Source organism: Marinobacter sp. bablab_jr003 (genome assembly GCF_016464245.1).
GTDB classification, from domain to species: domain Bacteria; phylum Pseudomonadota; class Gammaproteobacteria; order Pseudomonadales; family Oleiphilaceae; genus Marinobacter; species Marinobacter vinifirmus.
This window is the reverse complement of sequence record NZ_JADARC010000057.1, coordinates 1-15,975: the sequence shown is the minus strand read 5'-3', so window position 1 is coordinate 15,975 and position 15,975 is coordinate 1. Positions and strand designations below refer to the sequence as shown.

Here is a 15,975-nt window from a genome sequence, read left to right as displayed (position 1 = left end):
GTCACGAACTTCCATTTCTACCAGCTCAAGCAGCTCTTCATCGTCTACCATGTCCGCTTTGTTCAGGAACACAACGATGAACGGTACACCTACCTGACGGGACAGCAGGATGTGCTCACGAGTCTGCGGCATGGGGCCGTCCGCTGCGGAGCAAACCAGGATAGCGCCGTCCATCTGGGCAGCACCCGTGATCATGTTCTTAACATAATCAGCGTGGCCCGGGCAGTCTACGTGAGCGTAGTGACGGGTCGGAGAATCGTACTCAACGTGGGAGGTCGCGATGGTGATACCACGCGCACGCTCTTCCGGTGCGTTATCGATCTGATCGAAAGCACGGCTCTCGCCAGTGCCCCATACTTCGTGACATACACGAGTCAGGGCGGCTGTCAGAGTGGTCTTACCATGGTCAACGTGACCAATGGTGCCCACGTTTACGTGCGGCTTGTTACGCTCAAATTTTGCTTTAGACACGGTTACACCTCTTCCTGTTTCTTAAGTCCTGGGGATCAACCCTTTTTAATGATCGCTTCGGCAATGTTCGAAGGAGCTTCCATATAGCGGGAGAACTCCATCGCATAAGACGCTCGACCCTGTGTTGCAGAACGCAGGTCTGTGGCGTAACCGAACATCTCCGACAACGGAACTTCTGCACGGATAGTCTTACCCGCGGGCACATCTTCCATGCCCTGCACGAGGCCGCGACGACGGTTCAGGTCGCCAACTACGTCACCCATGTAATCTTCAGGGGTAACAACCTCTACCTTCATCATCGGCTCGAGAAGCGCAGGGTTGGCCTCGAGTGCGCCCTTCTTCATCGCCATGGAACCAGCGATTTTGAACGCCATCTCGTTGGAGTCAACGTCGTGGTAGGAACCATCGTACAGAGTCGCCTTGATACCCAGCAGCGGATAGCCGGCCAGACAGCCGTTCTGCATCTGCTCCTCGATACCCTGCTGAACCGCCGGGATGTATTCCTTCGGAACCACACCACCAACGATCTCGTTCACGAAGATGAAGTTTTCTGCATCTTCATCATCCAGCGGCAGCGGCTCGATCTTCACTTTGACGTGACCATACTGACCACGACCACCAGACTGACGAACAAACTTGCCTTCAACGTCAACCGGCTTGCGAATGCACTCACGGTAGGCAACCTGCGGCTTACCGATGTTGGCCTCTACCTTGAATTCGCGACGCATACGGTCAACCAGGATGTCCAGGTGCAGCTCGCCCATACCGGAGATGATGGTCTGACCGGTCTCTTCGTCGGTGCGAACGCGGAAGGACGGATCTTCCTGGGCCAGCTTGCCCAGAGCAACACCCATCTTCTCCTGGTCTGCCTTGGACTTCGGCTCAACGGCAACAGAGATTACCGGCTCCGGGAACTCCATGCGCTCGAGAACGATCTTGTGATTCTCGTCACACAGGGTGTCACCGGTAGTGACGTTCTTCAGGCCGATCGCTGCAGCGATATCGCCCGCCAGAACTTCTTTAATCTCTTCCCGGTCGTTGGCGTGCATCTGAACCATACGACCCACACGCTCTTTCTTGCCCTTCACGGAGTTGAAAACGGCATTACCGGATTCCAGCTTACCGGAGTAAACCCGGAAGAACGTCAGAGTACCTACGAACGGGTCGGTAGCGATCTTGAACGCCAGGGCGGCGAACGGAGCATCGTCATCAACCGGACGGGTTTCTTCAGAACCTTCGTCGTCAACCTCACCGCGGATGGCTTTAACTTCATCCGGAGCCGGCAGGAATTCAATAACGGCATCCAGTACCGCCTGAACACCCTTGTTCTTGAACGCAGAACCACAGGTGGCCAGTACGATTTCGTTGGCGATGGTACGAGCACGCAGACCCTGCTTGATCTCTTCGTAGGTCAGCTCTTCGCCTTCGAGGTACTTGTCCATGAACTCTTCGTTGGCTTCAGCGGCAGCTTCGATCATCTGCTCGCGCGCCTTCTCGGCTTCTGCCTGCATGTTCTCAGGGATGTCACGAAGCTCGTAAGTCATACCCTGATCAGCTTCATTCCAGTAGATCGCCTTCATGCGCAGCAGGTCGACGATGCCCTCGAACTCATCTTCAGCACCAATCGGTAGCTGGATGGGTACCGCAGTCGCACCCAAACGCTGGCGAATCTGCTCAACCACGCGCATAAAGTCAGCGCCGGCACGGTCCATCTTGTTGACGAACACCATGCGCGGAACTTCGTACTTGTTGGCCTGGCGCCATACAGTCTCGGACTGCGGCTCAACACCTGAGGAGCCACAGAACACAACCACGGCACCGTCAAGAACACGCAGGGAACGCTCTACTTCGATAGTGAAGTCAACGTGGCCTGGTGTGTCGATGATATTGATGCGGTGCTCGGGATACTGCTTGTCCATACCCTGCCAGAAGGTTGTAACAGCGGCAGACGTGATGGTGATACCACGCTCCTGCTCCTGCTCCATCCAGTCTGTTGTGGAAGCGCCGTCATGGGTCTCACCCATTTTGTGACTACGACCGGTGTAGTAAAGAATACGCTCGGTGGTCGTAGTCTTGCCCGCATCCACGTGTGCACAGATACCAATGTTTCTGTAACGTTTGATAGGAGTCTTGCGTGCCACGATATAAACCTCGGCTTGTTAGAAACGGAAGTGAGAGAATGCCTTGTTGGCTTCTGCCATGCGATGCACGTCTTCGCGCTTCTTCACTGCGGCGCCCTTGCTGTCGGCCGCATCAAGAATCTCGCCAGCCAGACGCTGAGCCATGCTCTTCTCGCCGCGCTTCCGTGAGTATTCAACGAGCCAGCGCATAGCCAGCGCGTTCTGACGGGAAGGCCGTACTTCTACCGGCACCTGGTACGTAGCACCACCCACACGACGGGACTTAACTTCCACCATCGGCTGGATGTTCTCCAGGGCCTTCTCGAACATTTCGATCGGCTCTTCCTTGGATTTTTCGGCAACGATATCGAGCGCGCCATAAACAATGCGCTCTGCAACAGACTTCTTGCCGCTTTCCATCACGTGGTTGATGAACTTGGCAAGGCGTGCACTGCCGAATTTAGGATCGGGAATGATTTCCCGTTTTGCTGCAACTCTTCTTCTAGGCATCGATAAGCCCTTATATCTAAAAGGTCTTCAGGAACCCCTGAGATAGCAAATGCTACTCAGCCTTACTCTTACCGTTCTTACAAGCAACGATAAAAGATACCCGCTCGGGACATCAGGACTTGGGTCGTTTTGCACCGTACTTGGAGCGGCCCTGCTTACGGTTCTGAACACCCTGGGTGTCCAAAGTACCGCGAACAGTGTGATAGCGCACACCCGGAAGGTCTTTTACTCGACCGCCACGGATCAGCACAACACTGTGCTCCTGAAGGTTGTGACCTTCACCACCAATGTAAGAGGAAACCTCGAAGCCGTTAGTCAGACGAACACGGCACACTTTACGAAGTGCTGAGTTCGGCTTCTTCGGCGTTGTGGTGTACACACGAGTGCACACACCACGGCGCTGAGGGCAAGCCTGGAGAGCAGGAACGTCGCTCTTGGCTACCTTGCGCTTACGAGGCTTACGCACCAACTGATTAATCGTTGCCATGTAAGCAAACTCCAAAAACCATACCAATGAAACTTACCCCCTGTGCAGGGGGTAAAATTTAAGGGACGCAAGTGTAAGCCTGCGCCCCGATTCAGTCAAGATGACTGTTCTCTTTTTAACCACTCTCCGGATAGGTATCTACCCGGAGAGTGGCGCGCCTCAATCAGCTTTCGCGATTAAGTTCAGCGCTCAGAGCTTCTTCTACGTCGGCTGCAGTAATGCCCTGTTCTTCCAGGTCACGCTTGCGACGACGCTCGCTGTGATAAGCCAGACCGGTACCAGCCGGAATCAGTCGACCCACTACAACGTTTTCTTTCAGACCACGCAGGTAATCGCGTTTTCCGGTAACCGCACCTTCGGTAAGAACCCGGGTGGTTTCCTGGAACGAGGCAGCAGAGATAAACGATTCTGTTGCCAGCGATGCCTTGGTGATACCCAGCAGCAGACGCTCGAACCTTGCCGGATCTTTATCTGCAGCCACAGCCTTTTCGTTCTCTTCCAGAACCTGGGTGATTTCCACTTGGTCGCCGGACAGCAACGTAGTGTCGCCCGGATTGGTGATTTCCACCTTGCGCAGCATCTGGCGAACGATAACCTCAATGTGTTTATCGTTGATGACAACACCCTGCAGACGGTAAACGTCCTGAATTTCGTTGGTGATGTACTTCGCCAGTTCTACCACACCCAGCAGGCGCAGGATGTCGTGCGGGTTGGACGGGCCATCGGAGATAACCTCACCCTTCTCAACCGTTTCACCCTCGAACACGTTCAGCTGACGGTGCTTCGGAATCAGAACCTCGTAGGCATCATCGTCTTTCGGTGTAATCACCAGACGCTTCTTGCCCTTGGTTTCCTTACCGAAGGAGACCACACCACTGATTTCAGCCAGGATGGCAGACTCTTTCGGGCGACGGGCCTCGAACAGGTCGGCAACCCGCGGCAGACCACCGGTGATATCCCGGGTCTTGGAGCTTTCCTGCGGAATACGGGCTACAACGTCACCCAATTCCACATTCGCGCCGTTGGCCATGGTCACCAGTGCGTTCGCCGGCAGGAAGAAGATTGCGGCGCCACCACCCGGCAGCTCCACTTCCTCACCTGCGTCGTCAATCAACTGGATAGCCGGACGAATGTCCTTACCAGCAGCCGGACGCTCTTTCGGGTCAATCACTTCCATGGTGGACAGACCGGTCAGCTCGTCAGCCTGGGTGCGGACAGTAATGCCCTCTTCCATATTGACGAACTTGGCGGTGCCCTTCGCTTCCGCGATGATCGGGTGAGTGTGCGGATCCCACTTGGCAACCACGACACCGGCTTCAACCAGGTCGCCGTTCTTCACGGACAGCACAGCACCATACGGCAACTTGTACCACTCGCGCTCACGACCCTGCTCATCGGCAATCGCCAATGCAGAGGAACGGGACACCACAACCAGGGAACCGTCGGTCTTCTCGATGGATTTCAGGTTATGCAGGCGTACGGTACCACCATGCTTGACCTGGATATTATCCACTGCAGACGCCCGGCTTGCGGCACCACCGATGTGGAACGTACGCATGGTCAGCTGGGTACCCGGCTCACCGATGGACTGGGCAGCAATAACACCGACTGCCTCGCCCACGTTTACGCGATGGCCACGGGCCAGGTCGCGGCCGTAACACTTGGAACAGATACCGTGACGGGTATCACAGGTGATCGCAGAGCGCACCCAGATTTCGTCAACACCGGCACGCTCCACCATCTCGACGGTTTTCTCGTCCAGCAGTGTACCGGCAGGAACAACGGCGTTGTCCTTGTCAGTCGGGGTGAACACGTCACGGGCGGTAACACGACCCAGAACACGGTCGCCCAGAGGCACAACCACGTCGCCGCCTTCGATGTGCGGCGTCATCAGCAGGCCTTCGTCGGTACCACAGTCTTCTTCGGTAACCACCAGGTCCTGGGATACGTCTACCAGACGACGAGTCAGGTAACCGGAGTTCGCGGTCTTCAGGGCGGTATCCGCCAGACCCTTACGAGCACCGTGAGTGGAAATGAAGTACTGGAGTACGTTCAGGCCTTCACGGAAGTTCGCGGTGATCGGCGTTTCGATGATGGAACCATCCGGCTTGGCCATCAGACCACGCATACCGGACAGCTGACGAATCTGGGCAGCGGAACCCCGCGCACCGGAATCGGCCATCATGTAAACGGAGTTGAAAGACTCCTGCATCAGGTCTTCGCCGTCTTCGCCCTTCACCGGCTGGCCATCGGGGCCAATAACCTGCTCTTTGGACAGACGCTCCATCATCGCCTTGGACACTTTGTCGTTAGCGCGGGACCAGATGTCGATAACCTTGTTGTACTTCTCGCCCTGGGTCAGCAGACCGGACGCATACTGGTTCTCGATGTCTTTTACTTCGTCAGAAGCCGCGTCAACCAGCTCGTACTTCTCCGGGGGAATCTCGAAGTCGTTGAAACCGATAGAGATACCGGAACGGGTTGCGTAGTGGTAACCCATGTACATCAGCTGGTCGGCAAAGATAACGGTGTCCTTCAGACCAGCATCCCGGTAACAGGTGTTGATCAGGTTGGAAATCGCTTTTTTCACCATCGGCTTGTTCACGATCTCGAACGGCAGGCCGTCAGGAACGATATCAAACAGCAGCGCACGACCGACCGTGGTGTCAACCAGGCGGTAGGCTTCGGAGCGGGTGCCGTCTTCAGCAATCGCCACTTCTTTAACACGCACTTTCACCTTGGCCTGCAGGTCTACCTTGCCGGCACCGTAGGCACGATGCGCCTCTTTGATATCGGCAAACACCATGCCCTCGCCCAGCGCCGCATGGCGCTCACGGGTCATGTAGTACAAGCCAAGAACAACGTCCTGGGACGGCACGATGATCGGCTCGCCGTTGGCCGGCGACAGCACGTTGTTGGTAGACATCATCAGCGCACGGGCTTCGAGCTGGGCTTCCAGGGTCAGCGGTACGTGTACCGCCATCTGGTCACCATCGAAGTCAGCGTTGTAGGCCGCACACACCAGCGGGTGCAGCTGGATAGCCTTACCTTCAATCAGTACCGGCTCGAACGCCTGGATACCCAGACGGTGAAGGGTCGGCGCCCGGTTCAGCATGATCGGGTGCTCGCGGATAACTTCGTCGAGGATATCCCAGACCACGCCTTCTTCGCGCTCAACCATTTTCTTGGCGGCCTTGATGGTGGTCGCCAGGCCACGGTGCTCAAGCTTGGAGAAAATGAACGGCTTGAACAGCTCCAGGGCCATCTTCTTGGGCAGACCGCACTGATGCAGGCGCAGGTACGGACCCACTACGATGACCGAACGGCCAGAGTAGTCCACACGCTTACCCAGCAGGTTCTGACGGAAGCGGCCTTGCTTACCCTTGATCATGTCGGCCAGGGACTTCAGTGGGCGCTTGTTGGTGCCGGTGATGGCACGGCCACGACGACCGTTATCCAGCAGGGCATCTACCGCTTCCTGCAGCATCCGCTTCTCGTTACGTACGATGATGTCAGGAGCATTCAGCTCCAGCAGGCGCTTGAGACGGTTGTTCCGGTTGATTACCCGACGGTACAGGTCGTTCAGGTCAGAGGTGGCAAAACGGCCACCGTCCAGCGGAACCAGCGGGCGCAGATCCGGCGGCAGAACCGGCAACACGGTCATTACCATGTCGCCCGGCTTGTTGCCGGAGTACAGGAACGCCTCAAGAATCTTCAGACGCTTGCTGAATTTCTTGATCTTGGTTTCGGAATTGGTCTGCGGGATTTCTTCACGCAGGCCGTCAACTTCTGCCTGCAGGTCGATATCTTCCAGCAGTTCCTTGATGGCTTCGGCACCCATACGGGCGTCGAATTCGTCACCGAACTCTTCCAGGGCTTCGTAGTACTGCTCGTCGTTCAGCAGCTGGCCCTTCTCCAGGGTGGTCATACCCGGATCGATAACAATAAAGCTCTCGAAGTACAGAACCCGCTCGATATCGCGCAGGGTCATGTCCAGCATCAGGCCGATGCGGGACGGCAGAGACTTCAGGAACCAGATGTGGGCAACCGGGCTGGCCAGCTCGATATGACCCATGCGCTCACGGCGAACGCTGGCCAGTGCAACTTCAACGCCACACTTTTCGCAGATAACACCGCGGTGTTTCAGGCGCTTGTACTTGCCGCACAGGCACTCGTAGTCCTTGATCGGGCCGAAGATCTTGGCACAGAAAAGACCGTCACGCTCCGGCTTGAAGGTACGGTAGTTAATGGTCTCAGGCTTTTTTACTTCGCCAAAAGACCAGGAACGAATCATGTCAGGCGACGCAAGACCAATACGGATCGCGTCGAATTCCTTGCTCTGATTCTGGCTCTTGAGAAGATTCAGCAAATCTTTCATCAGTTAAAGCTCCGGATGGCGTTAATCTCGGGCGGGCACACGGGGTGCCCGCTCACGCTGCCAAAAACAATTCGGCTCACTCGGATTCCAGCTCGATGTCGATACCCAACGAGCGGATTTCCTTGACAAGAACGTTGAAGGATTCGGGCATGCCCGGCTCCATGCGATGATCGCCATCGACAATGTTCTTGTACATCTTGGTCCGGCCGTTAACGTCGTCAGACTTAACAGTGAGCATTTCCTGCAGGGTGTAGGCGGCACCGTATGCCTCCAGAGCCCAGACTTCCATCTCACCGAAGCGCTGACCACCGAACTGAGCCTTACCACCCAGCGGCTGCTGGGTAACCAGGCTGTAAGAGCCGGTAGAACGAGCGTGCATCTTGTCGTCGATCAAGTGGTTCAGCTTGAGCATGTACATGTAGCCCACAGTCACCGGACGGTCAAATGCGTCGCCGGTACGGCCATCGTACAGCTTGGTCTGACCACTGGTATCCAGGTCTGCCAGGGCCAGCATGTGCTTGACCTCAGCTTCCTTGGCACCGTCGAAGACCGGTGTTGCCATGGGAACACCACCGCGCAGGTTGTTACACAGCTCCAGGATTTCCTGATCGGACAGGCTATCCAGGTCAACCTTGAACACCTCGTCGGAGTGGTTGTAGATCTCGTCCAGCAGCTTGCGCAACTCGAGGATCTTGCGCTGCTCGTCCAGCATGCGGCTGATCTTTTCACCCAGACCCTTGGCGGCTGCGCCCAGGTGGGTCTCCAGAACCTGACCAACGTTCATCCGCGACGGAACACCCAGCGGGTTCAGTACGATGTCCACGGTGGTGCCGTGCTCGTCGTAAGGCATATCCTCGATCGGCATAACCGCAGAGATAACACCCTTGTTACCGTGACGACCCGCCATCTTGTCACCCGGCTGGATGCGACGCTTGATCGCCAGGTACACCTTGACGATTTTCAGAACGCCCGGAGCCAGGTCATCCCCTTGCTGCAGCTTGCCCTTCTTGTCGTCGAAGCGCGCTTCGTGCTCTTTCTTGCGCTCTTCCAGACCCTGCTCGGATTTCTCCAGCAATTCGTTCAAAGCTTCGTCTTTCATGCGCAGCTTGAACCAGTCCGGACGCGGCAGTTCGGCCAGGTAGGCTTCATCCAGCTTCGCGCCTTTCTTCAGGCCCGGGCCGCTGATTACTTCCTGGTCTTTCAGGGCAACCATCAGACGCTCGTAAGTGGCACCTTCAACGATACGGTACTCGTCCTTCAGGTCCTTACGGTACTTGTCGAGCTGCTCTTTTTCGATGGACTGCGCACGGGCATCTTTCTCGATACCGTCACGGGTAAATACCTGCACATCGATAACAGTGCCGCGGGTACCGGTCGGAACGCGCTGGGAAGTGTCTTTTACGTCAGACGCCTTCTCACCGAAGATGGCACGCAGCAGCTTCTCTTCCGGTGTCAGCTGGGTTTCGCCTTTCGGAGTCACCTTGCCCACCAGAATGTCGCCGGGGCCTACTTCTGCACCGATGTAAACAATACCGGACTCGTCCAGCTTGGACAGCGCGCTTTCACCCACGTTCGGAATATCCGCAGTGATTTCTTCGCTACCCAGCTTGGTGTCACGGGCCACACAGGTCAGTTCCTGGATGTGAATCGTGGTCAGACGGTCTTCCTGAACCACCTTTTCGGAGATCAGGATGGAGTCCTCGAAGTTGTAACCGTTCCAGGGCATGAACGCGATGCGCATGTTCTGGCCCAGCGCCAGCTCACCCAGATCCACAGACGGACCATCCGCCAGAACGTCACCACGGGCAATCACATCACCCTGACGCACGATGGAACGCTGGTTGATACAGGTGTTCTGGTTAGAGCGGGTGTACTTGGTGAGGTTATAGATATCCACACCTGCATCACCGGCTTCGGTTTCTTCGTTGTTTACACGAACCACGATACGGGCTGCGTCAACGCTTTCGATCACACCGCCACGACGGGCTGTTACACAGACACCGGAATCCTGGGCTACGGTGCGCTCTACACCGGTTCCTACCAGCGGAACCTGTGATTTCAGAGTCGGAACCGCCTGACGCTGCATGTTCGCACCCATCAGGGCCCGGTTAGCATCGTCGTGCTCCAGGAACGGAATCAGGGACGCCGCTACCGACACAACCTGGCGCGGGGAAACGTCCATGAAGTTAACCGCTTCCGGCGGAGCCACGGTAAATTCGTTCTGGTGACGAACGGTTACCAGCTCGTCAGTCAGGCGCTTGCCTTCGTCAGTCGCGGCGCTGGCCTGGGCGATAACGTAGTTGCTCTCTTCGATTGCGGAGAGGTAAACCACTTCATCCGTTACCACACCCTCTACCACCTTCCGGTACGGGCTTTCCAGGAAGCCGTAGGAGTTGGAACGGGCGTAGGTAGCCAACGAGTTGATCAGACCGATGTTCGGACCTTCCGGAGTCTCGATCGGACACACACGGCCGTAATGGGTCGGGTGTACGTCCCGCACCTCAAATCCTGCACGCTCACGGGTCAGACCACCCGGGCCCAAGGCAGAGATACGACGCTTGTGCGTGACTTCGGACAACGGGTTGTTCTGGTCCATAAACTGGGACAACTGGCTGGAACCGAAGAATTCCTTAACCGCTGCAGCAACCGGCTTGGCGTTAATCAGGTCCTGCGGCATCAGGCCTTCGCTTTCAGCAAGGCTCAGACGCTCGCGAACCGCGCGCTCTACCCGCACCAGGCCTACGCGGAACTGGTTCTCGGCCATCTCGCCAACGCAACGTACGCGACGGTTACCCAGGTTATCGATGTCATCCACCTGGCCCTGGCCGTTACGGATGGCGATCAGGGTCTTGAGGACATCAATGATGTCTTCGTGGGTCAGGATGCCTTCGCCTGTGCTCTCTTCACGGCCCAGACGACGGTTCAGCTTCATCCGGCCAACCGCAGACAGGTCATACCGCTCTTCAGAGAAGAACAGGTTGTTGAACAGGGTTTCCGCAGAGTCCTTGGTGGGCGGCTCGCCCGGGCGCATCATGCGGTAGATTTCAACCAACGCTTCCAGCGGGGTGCGGGTCGGATCGATACGCAGGGTATCGGACATGAACGGACCGCAATCCAGGTCGTTGGTGTACAGGGTTTCAATGTCTTTAACACCGGCATCGAGGATCTTGGTAACCACTTCCTCGGTCAGTTCGGTGTTGCACTCCACCAGCACTTCGCCGGTAGACTGATCGATCATGTCCTTGGCCAGAACACGACCGTAGAGATATTCGGTTGGTACTTCCAGCTCGGTAATGCCAGCTTTTTCCAGCTGCTTGATATGGCGAGCCGTGATACGACGACCTTCTTCGGCAATTACGTTGCCGTCCTGGTCTTTGATATCAAACGTCGCAATATCACCACGCAGACGGCTTGGCACCAGCTCGAGCTTGCACACTTCTTCGCCCAGCGAGAACTTACTGGTTTCGAAGAACATCTCCAGCATCTGCTCGGAGGTGTAATTCAGCGCGCGCAGCAAAATAGACGCAGGCAGCTTACGACGACGGTCGATACGAACGAACACGGAGTCCTTCGGATCGAATTCGAAGTCGAGCCATGAGCCACGGTAAGGAATCACCCGGGCTGAATACAGCAGCTTGCCGGATGAGTGGGTCTTGCCCTTGTCGTGATCAAAGAACACACCAGGTGAACGGTGGAGCTGGGAAACAATTACACGCTCGGTACCGTTTACAACGAAGGTACCGTTCTCAGTCATCAGGGGCATCTCGCCCATGTAGACCTCTTGTTCCTTGATGTCCTTGATCGCCTTGTTGGACGATTCCTTGTCATAAATGATCAAGCGGACTTTCACCCGCAGCGGCGCGGCGTAAGTTACGCCCCTGAGCTGACATTCCTTGACGTCAAAGACTGGCTCGCCGATTCGATAGCTCACATACTCGAGCGCGGCGTTGCCAGAGTAACTGACAATCGGGAATACGGATTTGAATGCTGCGTGAAGACCGGTTTCCCGGCGGTCTTCAGGAGCGGCTTCCATTTGCAGGAAGTCCCGGAACGAATCCAGCTGAATAGACAGCAAATAGGGGACGTCCATCACGGAAGGCAATTTACTAAAGTCTTTGCGAATCCGCTTTTTCTCAGTGTAGGAGTAAGTCATCTGCATTCCCCAGCTTTAGACCTGATACCTGGTATCAAGAAGCAATCAAATGTTCTGCTTCGGGGCCGAATTGCTCGGCTTATCGCGCCGTCTTGAACAAGACTCTGGCTGTAGGTTATAGATCTGACATCAACCTGCAATTGCACACCAGACTCTATAGCATATACAACAGAAAAAGGCCGGTGGCACGAAGCCACCAGCCCGTCCATGCTTAATGCACGGTGTCGATCAACAGCCGACTCTTACTTAAGCTCAACAGAAGCGCCTGCTTCCTCAAGCTTCTTCTTGGCCTCTTCAGCCTCGTCCTTGCTAGCGCCTTCCTTAACAGTAGAAGGAGCGCCGTCAACCATTTCCTTGGCTTCTTTCAGGCCCAGACCAGTCAGTTCACGAACGGCCTTGATAACGTTTACTTTCTTCTCGCCAGGACCGGTCAGAACTACGTCGAACTCGGTCTGCTCTTCAGCGGCTTCGCCACCAGCAGCGGCAGCCGGAGCGGCAGCAACAGCGGCAGCAGCAGAAACGTTAAACTTCTCTTCCATAGCTTCAACGAGCTCAACAACTTCCATTACGCTCATTTCAGCAATTGCATTCAAAATATCGTCTTTAGACAGAGCCATGACTTTCTCCGAAAATGTAAAAAATGGTGTTCAACAGAATCAAGCAGCTTCTTGCTTCTGGTCGCGGACTGCAGCTACTACACGTGTGATTCTGCCCGGAATATCGTTCAGAGTACGTGCAAGCTTGGTAACTGGTGCCTGTGTAACAATGGCCAGCTTGGTCAACGCTTCGTGCAGCGTCGGCAGCGTAGCCAGGCGATCGATCTGTTCTGCGCCCATCAGCTCACCGCCAACAGCCAGACCCTTGATTTCGAACGCCTCTTTCTCTTTGGCAAAATCCTTCAGCAGGCGCGCAGCGGCACCCGGATCTTCCATAGAGAAAGCCAGAATGGTAGGACCAACCAGCGCAGGATCGATGCACTCGAACTCGGTACCTTTAATAGCAATCTTCGCCAGGTTGTTACGAACAACCTTCAGGCGAACATTCTCGGCACGAGCCTTGGCACGAAGCGCAGTCATGTCACCAGAGGTGACACCACGGTAGTCAGCCAAAACCACAGACAGAGCAGCTCCAGCAGTCTCGTTGACTTCAGCGACGATCGCCTTCTTGTCTTCGAGTCTAATTGCCACTGGATTTCTCCTCGATTTCGCCAGCTTTATGCCGGCAAACCCATCATTGTCCTCAAAGAGGACGCCTAACGGTGTTTGGGTTCAGAGAGAACGTCTTCACACCGTCTGCGCAGGCGTTGCTTTAACCCTTGCGACCCTTGTTACCAAGGGCCTCGGGGGCCTGCGGTCTTTGACAGCCTTGGCTTCCGCCCAGACTACAAAGTAACTACCGATCAGAGGCTCAGAGTGCCCTGATCAATAGTCAGGCCAGGACCCATCGTAGAAGAGATAGTGATCTTTTTCAGATACACACCCTTGGACGATGCAGGCTTGGCCTTTTTCAGGTCTGCCACCAGAGCTTCAAGGTTTTCCTTGATGTTCTGGGCAGAAAATTCAACGTTACCCAGCGGAGCGTGGATAATGCCGTTTTTGTCAGTACGGTAGCGAACCTGACCGGCCTTGGCGTTCTTCACTGCAGTTTCAACGTCTGCAGTTACAGTGCCAACCTTCGGGTTCGGCATCAGGCCGCGGGGACCGAGGATCTGGCCCAGCTGACCAACAACACGCATGGCATCGGGAGTCGCGATAACCACGTCAAAATCCATGTTGCCTTTCTTCACTTCGTCAGCCAGGTCGTCCATGCCGACAATGTCTGCACCAGCGGCAGTGGCTTTCTCGGCATTGCCACCCTGAGTGAACACTGCAACACGTACGGTTTTACCGGTACCGTGAGGCAGAACGGTGCTGCTACGTACAACCTGGTCGGATTTACGTGCATCAACACCCAGGTTTACGGCTACGTCTACAGACTCTTTGAACTTGACGTTCTGACCCAGTTCAGACAGAAGCGCAACCGCTTCGTCTACAGTGTAGGCGCGGGTGGAGTCTACTTTTTCACGAATCAGCTTCTGACGCTTGCTCAGCTTAGCCATCTTACAGACCCTCCACGTTCAGGCCCATGCTGCGGGCAGTACCAGCGATGGTGCGAACGGCTGCGTCCATATCGGCAGCAGTCATGTCCGGCTCTTTGGTCTTGGCGATTTCTTCCAGCTGAGCGCGGGTAACAGTGCCCACTTTCTCAGTGTTCGGACGGCCAGAACCGCTCTTGATACCAGCTGCCTTCTTCAGCAGAACTGGCGCAGGCGGAGTCTTGGTGACGAACGTGAAGCTGCGGTCGCTGTATACAGTGATAACAGTCGGAATCGGCAGACCGGGTTCCATGCCCTGAGTCTTGGCGTTGAACGCCTTACAGAATTCCATGATGTTAACACCACGCTGACCCAGTGCAGGACCAACTGGGGGACTCGGGTTGGCCTGGCCGGCAGCAACCTGAAGCTTGATATAGGCTTCAATCTTCTTTGCCATGATAGCTCTCCTGTGGGTTCGAACGCCTTTCGGCTCCCCGTTAATAACAACTGCAAATAGCAGACACAAAAAGCCCGCGTCGCTTCAGCGCGCGAGCTTTCAGGCTTGAAGGATGCCTCAGTCTTTCTCGACCTGACCAAACTCCAGCTCTACCGGAGTAGATCGACCGAAGATCAGGACGGCAACCTTGACTCGACTCTTCTCGTAGTCGACTTCTTCAACCACGCCATTGAAGTCTGCAAACGGACCTTCAACAACGCGAACAATTTCGCCCGGCTCGAACAGGGTCTTGGGCTTCGGCTTGTCCGCACCACTCTCTACACGACGCAGGATTGCTTCTGCTTCGCGCTCGGTGATCGGAGCCGGCTTGTCTTTGGTACCACCAATGAAACCAAGAACCCGCGGAGTATTCTTGACAAGATGCCACGAAGCATCGTCCATTTCCATCTGGACCAATACGTACCCGGGATAGAACTTGCGCTCACTCTTGCGCTTTTTCCCGTCACGCATTTCAACGACTTCCTCGGTCGGAACCAGGATCTCGCCGAATTTGTCTTCCATTCCTTCGAGCGCAACACGCTCTTTCAGAGTGCGCATTACGTGCTTTTCGAAGCCAGAATACGCATGAACGACGTACCAGCGCTTAGCCATTGCCCACTCCTGTTAACCGATAAAGCCGGCGACCAGCCAACTGATCAGTGAATCCATACCCCACAAGATCAGCGCTACAACCAGAACAAACACCACAACGATAATTGTGGTCTGAACCAGTTCAGGCCTGGTGGGCCATACCACTTTCCGGATCTCGACACGCGCTTCTTTCAACAGGGTCGCAAAACGGCGACCACGGTCAGTTTGCAGCGCCACAAAGGCAGCAACCAGACCAAGCGCAACCAGAGCCAGAACCCGATACAACACAGACTCTGCACTGAAATACTGATTACCGACGACACCGACGGCAATCAGAACGAAAACAACCAGCCATTTCACGCTATCGAAACGGCTGGTCGATTGAACGGCTTTTGACTCCATAGGAATCAGCTTATGTATCCGGATGTTAAAAAATGGCAGGCCAGAAGGGAATCGAACCCCCAACCTGCGGTTTTGGAGACCGCTGCTCTGCCAATTGAGCTACTGGCCTGCACCGAAACAACTCAGTGCAACAACAAAGAGTAACCCGAAGGTTACTCGATGATCTTGGATACCACGCCGGCACCAACGGTACGGCCGCCTTCACGAATCGCGAAGCGCAGACCATCTTCCATGGCGATCGGAGCGATCAGGGTAACAGTCATTTTCACGTTGTCACCCGGCATTACCATTTC

General features: G+C 55.5%; 12 protein-coding genes, 1 tRNA gene and 1 pseudogene. All 14 read right to left on the bottom strand.

The features are described 5' to 3' along the window. Window positions 1-471: GTP-binding protein (locus H3Z84_RS06345; protein WP_199456886.1), on the bottom strand; the 471-nt coding region annotated here is incomplete at its 3' end. A gap of 35 nt (window positions 472-506) precedes the next feature. Then, the gene (gene fusA, locus H3Z84_RS06340; RefSeq protein WP_199456885.1) at window positions 507-2,612 is read right to left on the bottom strand and encodes an elongation factor G; all 2,106 of its coding nucleotides are present in this window, start codon (window positions 2,610-2,612) and stop codon (window positions 507-509) included. An 18-nt stretch (window positions 2,613-2,630) separates the two neighbouring features. After that, the gene (gene rpsG / locus H3Z84_RS06335; protein ID WP_011784243.1) at window positions 2,631-3,101 is read right to left on the bottom strand and encodes a 30S ribosomal protein S7; all 471 of its coding nucleotides are present in this window, start codon (window positions 3,099-3,101) and stop codon (window positions 2,631-2,633) included. Between the two features lie 112 nt (window positions 3,102-3,213). After that, window positions 3,214-3,588, bottom strand: a complete 375-nt coding sequence (gene rpsL, locus H3Z84_RS06330; RefSeq protein ID WP_012139854.1) for a 30S ribosomal protein S12 — start codon at window positions 3,586-3,588, stop codon at window positions 3,214-3,216. A 163-nt stretch (window positions 3,589-3,751) separates the two neighbouring features. After that, complete coding sequence (gene rpoC / locus H3Z84_RS06325) at window positions 3,752-7,966, bottom strand: DNA-directed RNA polymerase subunit beta' (protein WP_199456884.1); 4,215 nt, start codon at window positions 7,964-7,966, stop codon at window positions 3,752-3,754. Window positions 7,967-8,042: 76 nt separating this feature from the next. Beyond that, on the bottom strand, window positions 8,043-12,119 hold the full coding sequence (rpoB, locus tag H3Z84_RS06320; RefSeq protein ID WP_036219622.1) for a DNA-directed RNA polymerase subunit beta: 4,077 nt from the start codon (window positions 12,117-12,119) through the stop codon (window positions 8,043-8,045). 242 nt (window positions 12,120-12,361) lie between these two features. Further along, window positions 12,362-12,736: a 50S ribosomal protein L7/L12 gene (rplL, locus tag H3Z84_RS06315; protein ID WP_022989310.1), complete on the bottom strand. Its 375-nt coding sequence runs from the start codon at window positions 12,734-12,736 to the stop codon at window positions 12,362-12,364. Window positions 12,737-12,775: 39 nt separating this feature from the next. Then, window positions 12,776-13,306 carry a 50S ribosomal protein L10 gene (rplJ, locus tag H3Z84_RS06310; RefSeq protein WP_036219618.1) on the bottom strand — a complete coding sequence of 177 codons (531 nt, stop codon included), beginning with the start codon at window positions 13,304-13,306 and terminating at the stop codon, window positions 12,776-12,778. Between the two features lie 212 nt (window positions 13,307-13,518). Continuing rightward, a complete protein-coding gene (rplA, locus tag H3Z84_RS06305) occupies window positions 13,519-14,217 on the bottom strand; it encodes a 50S ribosomal protein L1 (protein ID WP_199456883.1) in 699 nt (232 codons plus the stop codon). A gap of 1 nt (window position 14,218) precedes the next feature. Further along, window positions 14,219-14,650, bottom strand: a complete 432-nt coding sequence (gene rplK / locus H3Z84_RS06300; protein ID WP_022989307.1) for a 50S ribosomal protein L11 — start codon at window positions 14,648-14,650, stop codon at window positions 14,219-14,221. A gap of 117 nt (window positions 14,651-14,767) precedes the next feature. After that, window positions 14,768-15,301 carry a transcription termination/antitermination protein NusG gene (gene nusG / locus H3Z84_RS06295; protein WP_011784236.1) on the bottom strand — a complete coding sequence of 178 codons (534 nt, stop codon included), beginning with the start codon at window positions 15,299-15,301 and terminating at the stop codon, window positions 14,768-14,770. 12 nt (window positions 15,302-15,313) lie between these two features. Continuing rightward, the gene (gene secE, locus H3Z84_RS06290) at window positions 15,314-15,682 is read right to left on the bottom strand and encodes a preprotein translocase subunit SecE (RefSeq protein ID WP_199456882.1); all 369 of its coding nucleotides are present in this window, start codon (window positions 15,680-15,682) and stop codon (window positions 15,314-15,316) included. Between the two features lie 33 nt (window positions 15,683-15,715). Then, a tRNA-Trp gene (locus H3Z84_RS06285) sits at window positions 15,716-15,791 on the bottom strand. A gap of 43 nt (window positions 15,792-15,834) precedes the next feature. After that, a pseudogene (gene tuf, locus H3Z84_RS06280) lies at window positions 15,835-15,975 on the bottom strand (elongation factor Tu); the annotation flags it as partial.